This is a genomic window from Arthrobacter sp. MDT2-16, from assembly GCF_054510925.1.
The window spans coordinates 166,783-182,518 of the sequence record NZ_JBTNDP010000003.1; the positions used below are offsets into that span (position 1 = coordinate 166,783).

15 protein-coding genes are annotated in these 15,736 nt (G+C 70.9%); 7 read left to right on the forward strand and 8 right to left on the reverse strand.

All coding sequences use genetic code 11. The annotated features are described in order from the left end of the window. The first annotated feature begins 17 nt into the window (after window positions 1-17). The 4 genes from ACX80N_RS07360 to purL all read left to right on the forward strand — a co-directional run bounded on the left by ACX80N_RS07360 (window position 18) and on the right by purL (window position 4,124). A complete protein-coding gene (locus ACX80N_RS07360) occupies window positions 18-605 on the forward strand; it encodes an SSI family serine proteinase inhibitor (RefSeq protein WP_459338871.1) in 588 nt (195 codons plus the stop codon). 160 nt (window positions 606-765) lie between these two features. Beyond that, a complete protein-coding gene (purS, locus tag ACX80N_RS07365; RefSeq protein WP_105032520.1) occupies window positions 766-1,026 on the forward strand; it encodes a phosphoribosylformylglycinamidine synthase subunit PurS in 261 nt (86 codons plus the stop codon). Continuing rightward, on the forward strand, window positions 1,023-1,820 hold the full coding sequence (purQ, locus tag ACX80N_RS07370; protein WP_459338872.1) for a phosphoribosylformylglycinamidine synthase subunit PurQ: 798 nt from the start codon (window positions 1,023-1,025) through the stop codon (window positions 1,818-1,820). Before purS ends, purQ begins: the two co-directional genes overlap by 4 nt. Then, complete coding sequence (gene purL / locus ACX80N_RS07375) at window positions 1,821-4,124, forward strand: phosphoribosylformylglycinamidine synthase subunit PurL (RefSeq protein WP_459338873.1); 2,304 nt, start codon at window positions 1,821-1,823, stop codon at window positions 4,122-4,124. A 98-nt stretch (window positions 4,125-4,222) separates the two neighbouring features. Here the strand turns inward: purL and ACX80N_RS07380 are convergent, their stop codons facing one another. Genes ACX80N_RS07380 through kdpF form a run of 6 tightly spaced genes read right to left on the reverse strand, consistent with a single transcriptional unit; the run spans window position 4,223 to window position 12,132 of the window. Next, entirely contained in the window at window positions 4,223-4,903 is a 681-nt protein-coding gene (locus ACX80N_RS07380; RefSeq protein ID WP_105032518.1) for a response regulator, read from the reverse strand. Next, window positions 4,900-7,560 carry a DUF4118 domain-containing protein gene (locus ACX80N_RS07385; protein WP_459338874.1) on the reverse strand — a complete coding sequence of 887 codons (2,661 nt, stop codon included), beginning with the start codon at window positions 7,558-7,560 and terminating at the stop codon, window positions 4,900-4,902. Before ACX80N_RS07385 ends, ACX80N_RS07380 begins: the two co-directional genes overlap by 4 nt. Window positions 7,561-7,563: 3 nt before the next feature. Then, the gene (gene kdpC, locus ACX80N_RS07390; RefSeq protein WP_459338875.1) at window positions 7,564-8,172 is read right to left on the reverse strand and encodes a potassium-transporting ATPase subunit KdpC; all 609 of its coding nucleotides are present in this window, start codon (window positions 8,170-8,172) and stop codon (window positions 7,564-7,566) included. Between the two features lie 34 nt (window positions 8,173-8,206). After that, entirely contained in the window at window positions 8,207-10,366 is a 2,160-nt protein-coding gene (gene kdpB, locus ACX80N_RS07395; RefSeq protein WP_459338876.1) for a potassium-transporting ATPase subunit KdpB, read from the reverse strand. 3 nt (window positions 10,367-10,369) lie between these two features. Further along, the gene (gene kdpA, locus ACX80N_RS07400) at window positions 10,370-12,043 is read right to left on the reverse strand and encodes a potassium-transporting ATPase subunit KdpA (RefSeq protein WP_459338877.1); all 1,674 of its coding nucleotides are present in this window, start codon (window positions 12,041-12,043) and stop codon (window positions 10,370-10,372) included. Then, window positions 12,043-12,132: a K(+)-transporting ATPase subunit F gene (gene kdpF, locus ACX80N_RS07405; RefSeq protein ID WP_055770995.1), complete on the reverse strand. Its 90-nt coding sequence runs from the start codon at window positions 12,130-12,132 to the stop codon at window positions 12,043-12,045. The genes kdpA and kdpF overlap by 1 nt, the downstream gene beginning before the upstream one ends. A gap of 317 nt (window positions 12,133-12,449) precedes the next feature. On the opposite strand from kdpF, the gene ACX80N_RS07410 reads away from it, so the two are divergent. Further along, window positions 12,450-12,632 (forward strand): hypothetical protein, encoded by a 183-nt coding sequence (locus tag ACX80N_RS07410; RefSeq protein ID WP_459338878.1) that lies wholly within the window; start codon window positions 12,450-12,452, stop codon window positions 12,630-12,632. Here the strand turns inward: ACX80N_RS07410 and ACX80N_RS07415 are convergent. After that, entirely contained in the window at window positions 12,596-13,159 is a 564-nt protein-coding gene (locus tag ACX80N_RS07415) for a DUF1990 family protein (RefSeq protein WP_459338879.1), read from the reverse strand. The two genes, ACX80N_RS07410 and ACX80N_RS07415, sit on opposite strands and share 37 nt — an antisense overlap. A 125-nt stretch (window positions 13,160-13,284) precedes the next feature. Here ACX80N_RS07415 and ACX80N_RS07420 point away from each other — a divergent pair, with 125 nt between their 5' ends. Continuing rightward, window positions 13,285-14,148, forward strand: coding sequence for a DUF1206 domain-containing protein (locus ACX80N_RS07420; protein ID WP_105032684.1), 864 nt, complete (start codon window positions 13,285-13,287; stop codon window positions 14,146-14,148). Window positions 14,149-14,151: 3 nt separating this feature from the next. Here ACX80N_RS07420 and ACX80N_RS07425 read toward each other — a convergent pair whose 3' ends face one another. After that, window positions 14,152-14,568 carry a CoA-binding protein gene (locus tag ACX80N_RS07425; RefSeq protein WP_105032512.1) on the reverse strand — a complete coding sequence of 139 codons (417 nt, stop codon included), beginning with the start codon at window positions 14,566-14,568 and terminating at the stop codon, window positions 14,152-14,154. Between the two features lie 272 nt (window positions 14,569-14,840). On the opposite strand from ACX80N_RS07425, the gene ACX80N_RS07430 reads away from it, so the two are divergent. Beyond that, the gene (locus ACX80N_RS07430; RefSeq protein WP_105032511.1) at window positions 14,841-15,650 is read left to right on the forward strand and encodes an ABC transporter ATP-binding protein; all 810 of its coding nucleotides are present in this window, start codon (window positions 14,841-14,843) and stop codon (window positions 15,648-15,650) included. Window positions 15,651-15,736: the final 86 nt, after the last annotated feature.

The window sequence follows — 15,736 nt, forward strand, 5'->3', positions numbered from 1 at the left end:
CACTCGAAGGGGACCCCGTGACCAGTACCGACCCGATGCCGAGACGCCGACCGCGCGGCACCGTCCTGCGCCTCGCCCTGCCCCTCGCCACCCTGTGCCTCACCCTCGCCGCCTGCGCCCCGGGTGGGCCGGCGGCCGAACCGACCGATCAGGAGACCGCCGTGCAGTCCGCCACCCCCCGACCGTCCGCGAGCGATTCCCCGACGGCATCCCCCACGGCGTCCACCCCGCCTACCCCGACGTCTGCTGCTCCTCCCGCCGGCGCGACCAACGCCCTCCTGACCATCTCGGTCAGCCAGGACGCCGCGGCCGAACCCGTGCAGTACGTCCTCGAGTGCGTCGACGGCGCGCCCGGACCCGCCTCCACCCTCCCCGGGGCCGAGGCCGCGTGCGCCGCGCTCGGCCGGCTCGGCACGGAGTTCTTCACGGCCCGGCCGAACAAGGACGTGATCTGCACGCAGCAGTACGGCGGGCCGCAGACCGCGAGCATCACCGGCGACCTCGACGGCACGTCCGTGCTGGCCTCCTTCTCCCTCACGGACGGCTGCGAGATCTCGCGCTGGGACAAGGTCAGGGACCTCCTGGGGACGCCCGGAGGGCAGTAGAGGGGCCCGCGCGGGCGGTGCAGGTACGGGACGGGTGCGCGGCGAAACCCCGGTAGACTGGACCCGCAAGCTCGCGGAGCGCCGGTATCGACCCTGATGCGGCGTGAGACGGCACTCCCGGGCGGCCGCATACCCACTGCTCACCCACAGGAGTTGCCGGATGCCCCGGATCGTTGTCGACGTCATGCCCAAGCCCGAGATCCTCGACCCGCAGGGTAAGGCGATCGCAGGCGCACTCCCCCGGATCGGCCTCACCGGTTTCACCGCTGTCCGCCAGGGCAAGCGGTTCGAGCTGACCGTGGACGGTGACGTCACGGACGAGGTCCTCGAGCAGGCCCGCCATGCCGCCACCACGCTGCTGTCCAACCCCGTCATCGAGGATGTCACGCGCGTGGAGGTTCTCGAGGAGGACGCCCAGTGACCTCCTCCCCTGTCGAGACCCCCCTCATCGGCGGCCCGCAGCCCCTCGCACCGGCCGACGCGGTCAGTCCGCTCGACGGCGTAAGCGTGGGTGTCGTGACCTTTCCCGGCACCCTGGACGACCGCGACGCCGCCCGCGCCGTGCGGCTCGCCGGGGGCAGCGCCGTCCAGCTCTGGCACGGTGACCACGACCTGCAGGGCGTGGACGCCGTGATCATCCCCGGCGGCTTCTCCTACGGCGACTACCTGCGCGCCGGCGCCATCTCCCGCTTCGCCCCGCTCATGGAGCAGATCACAGCGGCCGCCTCGGGTGGCGCCGACGCGCTCCCCGTGCTCGGCATCTGCAACGGCTTCCAGGTCCTGACCGAGGCGCACCTGCTGCCCGGGTCCATGATCAAGAACGAGTCCCTGCACTTCCTCTGCCGCGACCAGCGCCTGCGCGTGGAGAACGCCGGGACCTTCTGGACCTCGGAGTACGCGGAGGGCGAGGAACTCGTCATCCCGCTCAAGAACCAGGACGGGCAGTTCGTGGCCGACAACCGGACCCTCGACGAGCTCGAGGGCGAGGGCCGCGTGGTCTTCCGCTACGTCGGCGGCAACCCCAACGGATCGCGCCGCGACATCGCCGGCATCTCCAACGCGGCGGGCAACGTCGTCGGGCTCATGCCGCACCCCGAACACGCCGTCGAGGCGGGCTTCGGCCCCGACTCCTCCGCGCGCGGCGCCGTGGACCTCCGCGGCGGCACCGACGGACTCGGCATCTTCACCTCGGTACTCAAGAAACTGGTGGGCTAAGTGACTGCAGAGACGACGTCCCGGAAGTTCAACATCGACACCGTCGCCCACGCCGAGGCCACCCCGGATCAGGCGCTCCCCTGGGCCGAGCTCGGCCTCAGGGAGAACGAGTACCGGCGTGTCGAGGAGATCCTCGGCCGCCGGCCCACCGGCGCCGAACTCGCCATGTACTCGGTGATGTGGAGTGAGCACTGCTCCTACAAGTCCTCCAAGGTGCACCTGCGCCAGTTCGGCGAGAAAGTCACCGACTCCATGAAGGAGCACCTGCTCGTCGGCATCGGCGAGAACGCCGGCGTGGTGGACATCGGTGACGGCTGGGCCGTGACGTTCAAGGTGGAGAGCCACAACCACCCCTCCTTCGTGGAGCCCTACCAGGGCGCGGCCACCGGCGTCGGCGGGATCGTCCGTGACATCATCTCGATGGGCGCCCGCCCCGTGGCCGTCATGGATCCGCTGCGCTTCGGGGCTATCGACCACCCCGACACCGCGCGCCTGGTGCACGGGATCGTCGCGGGCATCGGCGGCTACGGCAACTCCCTCGGCCTGCCGAACATCGGCGGCGAAGTGGTGTTCGACTCCGTGTACCAGGGCAACCCGCTGGTCAACGCCCTCGCTGTCGGCGTGCTGCGGCACGAGGACATCCGCCTCGCCAACGCCTCCGGCGCGGGCAACAGGGTGGTCCTCTTCGGTGCCCGCACCGGCGGCGACGGCATCGGCGGCGCCTCGGTGCTCGCCTCGGAGTCCTTCGACTCCACGAAGCCCTCCAAGCGCCCGGCCGTGCAGGTGGGCGACCCCTTCGCCGAGAAGGTGCTCATCGAGTGCTGCCTCGAGCTGTTCAAGGCCTCCGTGGTGGAGGGCATCCAGGACCTCGGCGCCGCGGGCATCTCCTGCGCCACGTCCGAGCTGGCCTCCAACGGCGACGGCGGCATGCATGTGGAACTCACCAACGTGCTGCTGCGCGACCCGTCCCTCACCCCGGGTGAGATCCTCATGTCCGAGTCGCAGGAACGCATGATGGCCGTGGTGACACCCGAGAACGTCGCGGCATTCGAGGCGATCATGAACAAGTGGGCCGTGGAGTACTCGTGGCTCGGCGAGGTCACCGACACCGGGCGCCTCATCATCGAATGGGCCGGCGAGAAGATCGTCGACGTCGATCCCCGCACCGTGGCGCACGAGGGCCCCGTCTACGAGCGCCCCTACCACCGCCCTGCCTGGCTGGACGGCGTCCAGGCGGATGCCTTCACCACCTCCTCGGCGGGCGACGAGCGGCCGGCGGACCTGCGCGAGGCCGTCCTGGAACTGATGGCCTCGCCCAACATGTGCGCGAAGGACTGGGTGACCGACCAGTACGACCGCTACGTCCAGGGCAACACGGCCCTCGCCATGCCCGACGACGCCGGAGTGGTCCGCGTGGACGAGGAGACCGGCCTCGGCGTCGCGATCTCCACGGACGCCAACGGCCGGTACTCCTACCTCGACCCGTACGAGGGCGCACGCCTGGCCCTCGCCGAGGCCTACCGCAACGTGGCGACGTCGGGCGCCGCGCCCCTCGCCGTCACCGACTGCCTGAACTTCGGCTCCCCCGAGGACCCCGAGGTCATGTGGCAGTTCGCCGAGACCGTCCGGGGCCTCGCGGACGCCTGCCAGGAGCTCGGCGTGCCCGTGACCGGCGGCAACGTCTCGCTGTACAACCAGACCGGCGGCGTGGCCATCCACCCCACCCCGGTGGTCGGTGTCCTGGGCGTGTTCGACGACGTCGCCCGCCGCACGCCCTCGGGCTGGCGGGAGGACGGCCAGGCCGTCTACCTGCTGGGCACGACGGCGGACGAGCTGGACGGCTCCGAGTGGGCCAATCTGCGCGGTCACCTCGGCGGACGGCCCCCGGCCCTGGACCTCGCCGCCGAGAAGACGCTCGCCGCGATCCTCGTCAACTGCTCGCGCGACGGCATGATCGACGCGGCGCACGACCTCTCCGAGGGCGGGCTCGCCGCCGGCCTGAGCGAGATGGCGCTGCGCTTCGACGTCGGCGCGCGGATCGGCCTCGACGAGCTGTGCGAGCGGGACGGCATCGACGCCTTCACCGCCCTGTTCAGCGAGAGCCAGGCACGCGCCGTCGTGAGCGTCCCCCGCTCGGAGGAGGTGCGCTTCAACGACATGTGCACGGCGCGGAACTTCCCCACCATGCGCATCGGCGTGGTGGACACCGAGAACCGGGCGCTCGACGTGCAGGGCTACTTCACCCTGCCGCTGGACGTCCTGCGCGAGGCCCACGAGGGGACGCTGCCGAAGCACTTCGGCTGACGCCGGGCCTGCCGGCACCGCCGCGGCGGGTGTCCTGCCCCCGGAGCCGAGGTCCCCGGACGCGGGGGCCTCGGCTCCCGGGGACGGCGGCGCACCCGTCATCCTGGTACGAACCGGTAGCCCATCCCCGCCTCGGTCAGCAGGTGCCGGGGCGAGCCGGGGTCCCGCTCGAGCTTCTTGCGCAGCTGCCGGATGTACAGGCGGAGGTAGCCGGAGTCGTTGACGTGCTGCGGCCCCCACACCTCCGTCAGCAGGATCTCCTGCGGTACGAGCCGCCCGGGATTGAGCATGAGTGTCTCGAGCAGCCGCCATTCGGTCCGGGTCAGGTGGATGTCCGCGCCGTCGGTCGTCCGGACCACGGACCTCGCCACGAGATCCACCCGCACGTCCCCGAAGGCCGCCCCGGCCTCCTCACGGACCGGGAGCCGGCGCCGGGTGAGGGCTCGCACGCGGGCGAGCAGCTCGTCGGTGAGGAACGGCTTCGTGACGTAGTCGTCAGCGCCGGCATCGAGAGCCTGGACCTTGTCGATCGAGTCCATCCGCCCCGAGATCACGAGGATCGGAACCGTACTCCAGCCGCGCAGCCCGTGGATGACGTCGATGCCGCCGAGGTGGGGCATACCGAGATCCAGCACCACGATGTCCGGATGGTGCTCCGCGGCCCGGCGGAGGGCGGCCCCGCCGTCGCCCGCCGTGACCACGTCGTAGTCGGACGCCGTGAACGTGATGCTGAGCGCGCGCAGGATCTGCGGATCGTCGTCGGCGATGAGGACCTTCATGCGGCACCCACGCTGTCCCCGCTGAGCAGCGCGGTCCCGGACCGCGGCGCATGCGGCAGGGACACCACCGACGTGAGCCCGCCGCCCGGTGTGTCCTCGAGGGTCAGGCTCCCGCCCATGCCCTCCACGAACCCGCTGGCCAGTGCCATCCCGAGGCCGAGTCCGGCGTCGTTGTCCGTGTCCCCGAGCCGCTGGAAGGGCAGGAGCACCTGGCCCTTCCGGTCGTCGGGGATGCCCGGACCGCGGTCGATGATGCGAAGCTCCGCCCGCCCGCCGAAATCGCTCACGGACAGCACCGGCGGCTCCGCACCGCCCGCATGGCGGGCCGCGTTGGAGAGCAGGTTCACGAGGACGCGCTGCAGCAGCACGGCGTCGGCCAGGAGCAGCGGCGATTCGGCGGGCAGTTCCAGTTCGACGTCACCCGGGCCCAGGTCCAGCTCCTCCAGCGCGGGCAGGATGACGTCCTCCGGCCGCAGTGGTTCCAGCACGACACCCAGCACCCCGGCCTGGATGCGGCTTGCATCGAGCAGGTCGGTGACGAGGGTCGAGAGGGTGCCGAGGCTCTGCTCGGCGGTCTCCAGCAGGGCTGCCTGCTCCTCCGCTGAGAACGTGATCTCTGCGGACCTCAGGCTCGTGACGGCGGTCGTCGCGGCGGTGAGCGGCCGGCGGAGGTCGTGCCCGACGGCCGCGAGCAGCGCCGTGCGGACGCGGTCCGCCTCGGCGAGCGGTCCCACCTCGCTCGCTGTGCGCGAGAGGTCGCGGTACTCGAGGGCGGCGTCGATCTGGGCCGTGATCACCGCGAGCAGGCGGCGATCGGCGGCCTCGAGGGTGCGGCCCTCGAGCTGGAGCACCGCCCGCTCCCCCACGGGGATGGTGACCGGAACCGGTCCGGCGCCGTCCCCGTTCCTGCCGTCCCCGTCGCTGCTATCCCCGTCATTGCCGTCCCCTCCGGACGTCGCCGACGGCACGCCCGGCCCCGGCGGAGACGTCCCGGACAGGACCGATGTCGGGCCCCGGCGCCCGGCCCGTGACACCGCGGGTACGTCTTCGCACAGCAGTGAGCCGTCGGGGGCGCGCAGCCGCGCGGCGTCCAGCCCGAAGGCCTCCCGCGTGCGCGCCACGAGCGCCTGCAGCGTGTCCTGGCCGCGGAGCACCCCGCCCGCGACGGTCGCGAGCAGCTCGGATTCGGCCGCAGACCGTGACGCCGCGCGCGTCCGCCGGGCGGCCTGGTCCACCACGTAGCTGACCAGCACGGCGTTGACGATGTAGAGGCCCAGCGCCGTGAGGTGAGCGGGTTCGCCGATGGTGAGGGTGCGGATCGGGTCGATGAAGAAGAAGTCGAGCGTCAGCCCGGACAGGACGGCGGCGAACAGCGCCGGCCAGATGCCGCCGATCAGCGCGGCCACGATCACGAGCAGCTGGTAGCTGAGGACGTCCCCGGTGATGGACTCCTCGGAGCGCAGCGCCATGAGCAGCAGCGTCAGCAGCGGCCCGCCGATCAGGGCTACGAGGGCCCCGAGCAGGCGTCGGCGCCAGGACAGTGCTCCGCCGGCGTGCGGCAGCGCGAACCTGCGACCGGCCGAGGCGTGGTTGACGATGTGCACGTCGATCTCGCCGGACTCGCGGATCACGGTGGCACCGATGCCCGGGCCGGTGAGGAGGGCGGCGAGCCGCGAGCGGCGGCTCACACCGATGACGAGCTGGCTGGCGTTGGCCCCCTTGGCGAAGTCGACGAGGGCCCTGGACGTCTGGTCGCCCACCACCTCGTGGTAGGTGCCGCCCAGCTTCTGCAGGAGGGACCGCTGAGCCGCGAGCTCGGCGGGGTCGGCGTCGCGCAGGCCGTCCTGGTTGGTGACGTGCACGGCCAGCAGCTGCCCTCCCGCGGAGCGCGAGGCGATCCGGGCACCACGGCGGAGCAGGGTGCGGCCCTCGGGCCCGCCGGTCAGCGCGACGACGACACGCTCGCGCGCCTCCCACTTGTCGTCGATCCCCTGTTCAGCGCGATACCGCTGGAGGGCGCTGTCGACCTCGTCGGCGAGCCAGAGGAGCGTGAGCTCGCGCAGCGCGGTGAGGTTGCCCACCCGGAAGTAGTTGGACATCGCTGCGTCGATACGACCCGAGGGGTAGATGCACCCCTCGGCGAGTCGGACGCGCAGCGCCTCGGGGGCGAGGTCCACCACCTCCACCTGATCTGCCCGGCGCAGCACCTCGTCAGGCACGGTCTCGTGGTGCGGCACCCCGGTGATGCGTTCCACGACGTCGTTCAGGGACTCGATGTGCTGCACGTTGACGGTGGACATGACGTCGATCCCGGCGTCGAGCAGCGCCTCGACGTCCTGCCACCGCTTCTCGTGCCCGGTGCCCGGCGCGTTGGTGTGAGCCAGTTCGTCCACCAGCGCCACCCCGGGCCCCCGGGTCAGGACGGCCTCGAGATCGAGGTCCGTGAGGCGGACTCCCCGGTGGTCCTGGCTGCGCCTCGGCAGCACCTCGAGGCCCTCGGTCATGGCCTCGGTGGCGGTGCGGCCGTGCGTCTCGACGAGGGCGACGACGACGTCGCGCCCCTCGGAGCGGAGCCGACGGCCCTCCTCGAGCATCGCGTAGGTCTTCCCCACACCCGGGGCCGCTCCCAGGAACACCCTCAACCGGCCTCGCGTCATGGCCTAAGTCTCCAGCGCGGCGAGGGCGATGTTCAACTGCAGCACGTCGACCCGCTGTTCCCCGAGGTAGCCGAGGTCGGGACCCTGCGTGTTCTCCTCCACGAGGGCTTCGACGTCGGTCTCGTCCAGACCGCGTTCGGCTGCGACGCGTGGCACCTGCAGCAGCGCGTACTCGGGGCTGATGTGGGGGTCGAGACCGGAGGCCGACGCTGTCAGCGCGTCCGCGGGTACCGCGGAAAGGTTCGCCCCCTCGAGCTCCGCGATGGTAGCGCGCCGTTCCTCGATGGCCGCGACCAGGTCGGGGTTCTCGGGGCCGAGATTGCTGCCGCCGGAGGCGCCGCCGTCGTACCCGTTCCCGGCCGCGAACGGACGGGACTGGAACCATTGCGGGAGCGCCGCGCCCTCGGCGTCGGTGAAGCCCTGACCGATGATCGCGGAGCCGACGGTCTCGCCGTCGAGCGTGACGGGCTGCCCGTCGGCCCGGTCTCCGAACGCCGCCTGCCCCAGGGCGGTGATGACGAGCGGGTAGCCGACGCCGAGGACGAGGGTGAGGACGACGAGGGCTCGGACGGCGGTGCCGAGCTGTCGGACGGTGCTGCGGGAGGAGCTCATGGGATGCCTTTTCGTGGACGTCGGCGGACGGGGATCAGAAACCGGGGATGAGGGAGAGCACGAGGTCGATGGCCTTGATGCCGATGAACGGCGCGATGATCCCACCGAGCCCATAGACGAGCAGGTTCCGGTCGAGGGTGCTCGATGCCGATGCGGCGCGGTACTTCACGCCGCGCAGCGAGAGCGGGATCAGGGCGATGATGATCAGCGCGTTGAAGATGACGGCGGCGAGGATCGCCGAGGACGGCGAGTTCAGCTGCATCACATTCAGGGCGGCGAGGCCCGGGAAGGCGCCGATGAACATGGCGGGGATGATCGCGAAGTACTTGGCGACGTCGTTCGCGATGGAGAAGGTGGTCAGTGCACCGCGCGTGATGAGCAGCTGTTTGCCGATCCGCACGATCTCGATGAGCTTGGTCGGATCGGAGTCCAGGTCCACCATGTTCCCGGCCTCCTTCGCCGCCGAGGTGCCGGTGTTCATCGCGACGCCGACGTCCGCGAGCGCGAGGGCCGGGGCGTCGTTGGTGCCGTCGCCGGTCATGGCCACGAGCGCGCCTCCCTCCTGCTCCCTGCGGATGAGGCGCATCTTGTCCTCGGGCGTCGCTTCGGCCAGGTAGTCGTCCACGCCGGCCTCCGCGGCGATGGCCTTGGCCGTCAGTGGGTTGTCCCCCGTGATCATGACGGTGCGGATGCCCATGGTGCGTAGTTCGGCGAACCGTTCGGGCAGCCCGTCCTTCACGACGTCCTTGAGGTGGACCACCCCGAGCACCCGGGCACGGCCGGAGGCGCCCCGGACGGCGACCACGAGCGGGGTACCGCCGAGCTGGGAGATGCGTGTGACGGCGTCGTCGAGCTCCGCCGTGACGATGCCGGAGGCGGCGGCGACCCATTCGCGGACCGCGCTGCCGGCACCCTTCCGGACGGCCGAGCCGTCGGGGAAGTCCACACCGCTCATGCGGGTCAGGGCCGAGAACGGGACCACCGTTCCCTCGACCGCGGAGCGGATGAATCCCTCGGTGACGGCGAGTTCCACGACGGACGTGCCCTCGGGCGTCGGGTCGCTCAGGGACGACTGCGCGGCGGCGGTCACGAGTTCACGCCGGTCCGCGCCGCCCACGGTGACGAACTCGCTGGCCCGCCGGTTGCCGTAGGTGATGGTGCCGGTCTTGTCGAGCAGCAGGGTGGTCACGTCACCGGCGGCCTCCACCGCGCGGCCGGACATGGCGAGGACGTTGCGCTGCACGAGCCGGTCCATACCGGCGATACCGATCGCGGAGAGCAGGGCACCGATGGTGGTGGGGATCAGGCAGACGAGCAGCGCGACGAGGACGGGCACGCTGACGGAGACGCCGGAGGAGCTCGCGATCGGGTTGATGGTCAGCACCACCACGGTGAAGACGATGGAGAGCGTGGCCAGCAGGATGTCGAGGGCCACCTCGTTGGGCGTCTTCTGCCGTTCGGCGCCTTCCACGAGGCGGATCATGCGGTCCACGAAGGTGTCGCCGGGCCGGCTGGTGATGCGGACGACGATGCGGTCGGACAGCACGCGCGTACCGCCCGTCACGGCGGACCGGTCTCCGCCGGATTCCCGGACCACGGGGGCGGATTCGCCGGTGATGGCCGACTCGTCCACCGAAGCGATGCCCCAGACGATCTCACCGTCACCCGGGATCAGTCCGTTGGCCTCGATCACCACGATGTCGCCGAGGGTCAGGTCCGACGACGGCACCTCCGCGATCGACGCCCGGAGAGCGCCCGGGTCGGTGTCCGCCGCGTAGTCGCGGATCACGCGCGCCGTCGTGCCGGTCCTCGCCTGCCGCAGACTGGATGCCTGTGCCTTGCCGCGGCCCTCGGCCACCGACTCCGCAAGGTTCGCGAAGAGCACCGTGAGCCAGAGCCAGACGGCGATGAGCCACGCGAACGACGCCGGGACCTCGCTGCCGCCCGAGGCCTCGGGACCGCCGAGGAAGGGTTCGGCGATGGCGATGGCGGTGATCAGGACCGCGCCCACCTCGACGATGAACATGACGGGTGTGTGGAACATCTGCCGCGGGTCGAGCTTGCGGAAGGCGCCGGGCAGGGCCTCGGCGAGCTGGGCGGCGGAGAAAGCTCCACCGGGTGTCCTCGCGGGCCGGTTCCCCTCCGGTGCCGGGCTGTTACTGCTGTCGGCTGCCGGTTCTGTGATGGTGGACATGATCTAGAGCAATCCTTCCGCAAGCGGACCCAGTGCGAGCACGGGGAAGAAGGTGAGGGCGGTGACGATGACGGTGACGCCGACGAGCAGCGTGGCGGACTGCACGCGGTCCGTGGGCAGGGTCCCGGCGGTCGCGGGCACCCTGTCCTGGGCGGCGAAGGCGCCCGCGAGGGCGAGGACGAAGACGATGGGCAGGAAGCGCCCCAGCAGCATCACCACGCCGAGCGCCGTGTTGAGCCAGGGAGTGTTGGCGGTGAGACCCGCGAAGGCGGAGCCGTTGTTGTTGGCGGCCGAGGTGAACGCGTACAGCACCTCGGACATGCCGTGGAGACCGGGGTTGAGGATCGAGGTCCCGTCGATGTCGGCGCGGAGGACGGGAACAGCGAAGCTCAGGGCCGTCCCGGCGAGCACGAGGGCGGGCATGGTGAGGATGTAGAGGCTGGCGAGCTTGATCTCGCGGGCGCCGATCCTCTTGCCCAGGTATTCGGGAGTGCGGCCGACGAGGAGTCCGGAGACGAAGACGGTGACGACGGCGAGGACGAGCATGCCGTACAGCCCCGAGCCCACACCGCCGGGTGCCACCTCGCCGAGCATCATGTTGATCAGGGGGAGCATGCCGCCTATCGCCGTGTAGCTGTCATGCATCGAGTTCACGGCGCCCGTGGAGGTGAGCGTACTGACCGAGCCGAACAGGACGGACCCGACGATGCCGAAGCGCTGCTCCTTGCCCTCGGAGGCGGAGCCCGCGGCCTGGGCTGCGGCGCCGTGGGCGGACAGCTCCGCGAGGGTGGCGGCCGTGAACGAGACCAGGGAGATCACGGCCATGGCGCCCAGGATCGCGTAGCCCTGCCGGCGCTGCCCGATCATGGTGCCGAAGGTGCGCGGCAGACTGAACGGGATCGCGAGCATGAGGAGAACCTGGAACACGCTGGTCCACGGCGAGGGGTTCTCGAAGGGGTGCGCCGAGTTGGCGTTGAAGAAGCCTCCGCCGTTGGTGCCGAGCATCTTGATGGCCTCCTGCGAGGCGACGGGGCCTCCGGGGATGACCTGTTCGCCGCCGGTGAGGGTGGCGACGGTCGTGAACCCGTTGAAGTTCTGGATCACACCGCCGGAGAGGAGGATCAGGGCCGCGATGACAGCGCCGGGGAGCAGGATGCGCAGCACCGCGCGGGTGAGGTCCACCCAGAAGTTGCCGAGCGTCGCGCTGCGGCGTGCCACGAAGGCACGCACGAACGCGACGGCGACGGCCAGGCCGACGGCGGCGGAGACGAAGTTCTGCACGGCCAGGCCCACCATCTGCACGGTGTAGCCCAGGGTCACCTCAGGTGAGTAGGACTGCCAGTTGGTGTTGGTCACGAACGAGACGGCTGTGTTGAACCCCAGGCCCTCGGGGACGGCCGGCAGTCCGAGGGAGTAGGGCAGGAGGGCCTGCGTGCGCTGCAACAGGTAGACGAGGAGCACGCTCACGGCGGAGAAGGCGAGCACCCCGGTGAGGTAGGAGCGCCACGACTGGGAGGACGCCGGGTCGACGCCGAGCACACGGTAGAACCCCCGCTCCACGCGGAGATCGTTCGTGCCGGTGAAGGTCCGCGCCATGTGGTCGCCGAGCGGACGGTGGATCAGGGCGAGCACGACGACGACGGTCAGCAGCGGCAGGACGGCCGCGGCGAGGGTCATCAGAAACGCTCCGGACGTACGAGGGCGTACACGAGGTAGCCCAGGGCGGCGATGCCGAGGACCAGCGCGATCAGGTTGAAGACGATCACAGCTTCTCCACCGCCCGGGCGATCAGGGCGACCAGGGCGAACAGGGCCACGACACCCACGAGATACACGACGTCAAGCACGAGGAACTCCATCGGACTGCGGTCCGCCGGGCTTCCTGCCGGGCGGGTGCCCGCACGGGGCACGGGCTCGATTACACACCCCGTGCCGGATCGAAAAGCCGATCCTCACGATTTCCTCATGGCCCTCGATGAAACCCCTACGCGTTCTTGATGGCGGGGTACGTCGGGATGGTCCGGGGACGGTCCGCCGTACCGGATGCCGGGCTTCGAACGGCCGACGGGTGCTCAGGCGGCGCGGTGGACACCGAGAACCGGGCCCTCGACGTGCAGGGCTACTTCACCCTGCCGCTGGACGTGCTGCGCGAAGCCCCCGAGGGGACGCTGCCGAAGCACTTCGGCCAGAGGGCCGGCGCAGCCCGCCGCCCGAGGACGGGCGACGCGGGCTATACTCCCGCCAGCTCCCGCGCCGCCTTCACGTAGCGCGACAGCACGTACCTCTGGGTCAGCCGGGTGACGGGCGAGGCGAGCCGGAACAGGAGGGTGGCCGGCACGCTGTACGCGGAGCAGATGAACAGCAGCCGGTCGTCCGCCGTCAGCTCGGCGTAGAACCCCTCCTCCCCCTTCACGGGGTGGCCGGGCAGCGTCCCGTAGCCGAATCCGCCGCGCTGCCCCGGTGCCGCCCGTCCGGCCCCGTCGAGCTGCGGCTCGCGGGACCAGATGACGCGGCAGGGCGCCTTGATCCGGGCGGGCCCGATGCCGAAGCCGGCCACCACGCGGACACCGGGATGGGCCCGGGCGGCGTCGGACTGCATGGTCAGCCCGGCCCGCCGGTGCAGGTCCCAGCCCAGGATCCCCTCCGTGAGGCTGATGAAGGCTGCGGAGGGGTCTTCGGTCGCGATCTCGTGGGACTCCACCATCACGGTGTATCCGGGGGGCCAGCCGTCGTCGAGGGCCTCCGGGTAGGGCCTGTCCGTGGCGCCTTGCTCCTCGTACGTGAACCGGTCCATGCCTGCCTCTTCCCCTCCCGGTGGAGCCGATGTCCTCGCTCCAACCTAGCGGACCCGGAACCGCCCGAAGCAGGGGGAGCAGTGGCAGGATGGAGGTCCGGACCGGCGACGAAGGCGGGACTCCCATGGCATCAGGAACGGCCTCGAACAGGCACAACGGACACGGCGGACCCAGAGACACGGCGGACAGGGCGTCCGACGCCGCCGAGGAGGCCGTCAACTCCCGGGGGTTCGAACTCGCCGCCCGCGCGGGCTACGTGGCCGCGGGCATCCTGCACCTGCTGATCGGAGTCATCGCGTTCGGCCTCGCACGCGGCGGCTCGGGCAGCGCCGACCAGAGCGGGGCGATCGGGCGACTCGCAGGCAGCCCCGGCGGGACCCTGCTCCTGTGGTTCTGCTTCATCGGCTGCCTCGCCCTCGCCCTCTTCCAGCTCGCCACCACGGTCTTCGGCACGAAGACCCTCCGCGACCGGGAGAAGCTCAAGGCCCGCCTGAAGAGCGGCGGGCAGGCCGCGGTCTACGCCGCCATCGGCGTGACCTTCGGGCGGTACGCGCTGGGCGGTTCGAGCAACAGCAGCAGCAGTACCCGCTCCCTCAGCGCCACCCTGATGTCGAACCCGGCCGGCTCGGCCCTCCTCCTCGCGGTCGGTACGGGCATCCTGATGGTGGGCGGCTACTTCGTCTACAGCGGGGCCACCCGCAGGTTCCGCCGGAATCTCTCGGGTCTGCCCGCGGGCAGACCCGGCACGGCCGTGGTGGTGCTCGGGACCGTGGGGTACATCGCCAAGGGCTTCGCGCTCGGCGTCCTCGGCGTGCTCGTGGTCGTCGCCACCGTGACGAACAACCCGGAACAGTCCACCGGCCTCGACGGCGCCCTGAAGACCCTGCGCGACCAGCCCTTCGGTGCCTGGCTGCTCGGTGCCGTCGCGGTGGGCCTCATGGCCTACGGCGTCTTCATGATCATCCGTTCGAGATACCAGCGCATGTAGCCGCTACTGACGGAGCGCCGGTGCCTCCATCACGGGACACGTGTCCATCACGACGTCGAGCCCTGCCTCGGTCGCCCTGCGGGCGGCGTCCTCGTCGATCACGCCCAGCTGCAGCCATACGGCCCGGGCGCCGACCGCGATCGCCTGGTCCACCACGGCTCCCACGCGGGACGAGTTCACGAAACAGTCCACGACGTCGATGCTCCCGGGGATGTCCGCGAGCCGGGTGTAGCCCTTCTGCCCGTGGACGTCGTCGCCCTTGAGGCTCACCGGGATGATCTCCATGCCGAGGTTCTCCTGCAGGAAGCGCGAGACACCCACAGCCGCCCGGCGCGGATTGTCCGACAGCCCCACCACGGCCCAGCGTCCGCGCTCGGTCAGGAGCCTCCTGATGACCTGCGGATCGTTCTCGTGCGCCACGGCGCCTCCTGCTCCTCGTGCCGGGTGTCCCGACGGATTTGTTACAGCATTTGTTACACGCCCTATTTTGCTCCCGACACGGCGCGGGCGTTTCATGGGAGTGACCATCCCGAGCGGCCGAGAGACCTGGATCAGTGAAGCCGCAGCAACCCTGGTTGTCCGACGTCCCCCTGACGTCGGGCGATAACGAGGTCCGAGCCACGGGCACCACCGCACGACGGTGGCGAAGGCTCTGTCCGTAGGGTGCTACCGCCAGGACCGATGGAGACACCATGACCGTTGTTCTGGCACCCGGCAGCACCCAGCCCTCCACCAAGCAGGCCCTCGGCGTCCACTTCGCCGGGCTCGGCCGCAGCTTCGGCTCGCCCACGGACCGGCGCACCGTCCTGCGCGACGTCACCGTGGAGGTGAAGCCGGGAGAGATCCTGGCCATCCTCGGCACGAGCGGCTGCGGCAAGTCCACGCTCCTGCGCGCGGCCGCCGGCCTCGACATCCCCGACAGCGGCGAGGTCCTGATCGACGGGACGCCCGTCACCGGCATCGACGAACGTTGCGCCGTCGCGTTCCAGGAGCCCCGGCTGCTGCCGTGGCACACGCTGCAGGCCAATGTGGCGATCGGGCTGCCGAAGTCCTCCAGCGCCAGTGCCGGCAAGGCCAGGGTCCTCGAACTCCTGAAGCTCGTGGGGCTCGACACGTTCGCCAAGCACCGGCCTCGCGAGGTCTCCGGCGGCATGGCGCAGCGCACGTCGCTGGCCCGCGCGCTGGCCCGCAACCCGGGTGTGCTCCTGCTCGACGAGCCCTTCGGCGCCCTCGACGCCCTGACGCGCATCAAGATGCAGGACCTCCTGCTCGACATCCACCGCGCGCAGCCCACCACGGTGCTGCTCGTCACGCACGACGTCGACGAGGCCCTCCAGCTCGCGGACCGGGTCCTCGTCCTCGGACGGGGCGAGGGCGGAGACGGCTCGACCGTCGCGGAGCTCGTCACCGTCCCCGGATCCCGGCCACGGGATCGCAACGCCTCGGACCTTGGAGCGCTCCGGAGCTCCCTGCTCTCCCTGCTCGGTGTGACCGGGCACTAGCCCGGGCATTCCCACCCCGTTCCGCCGTCGTCGTACGGCCGGAGCCCCCTGCCTTCCTCTTCCCGCTCCATCCAGCAAAGGACCAC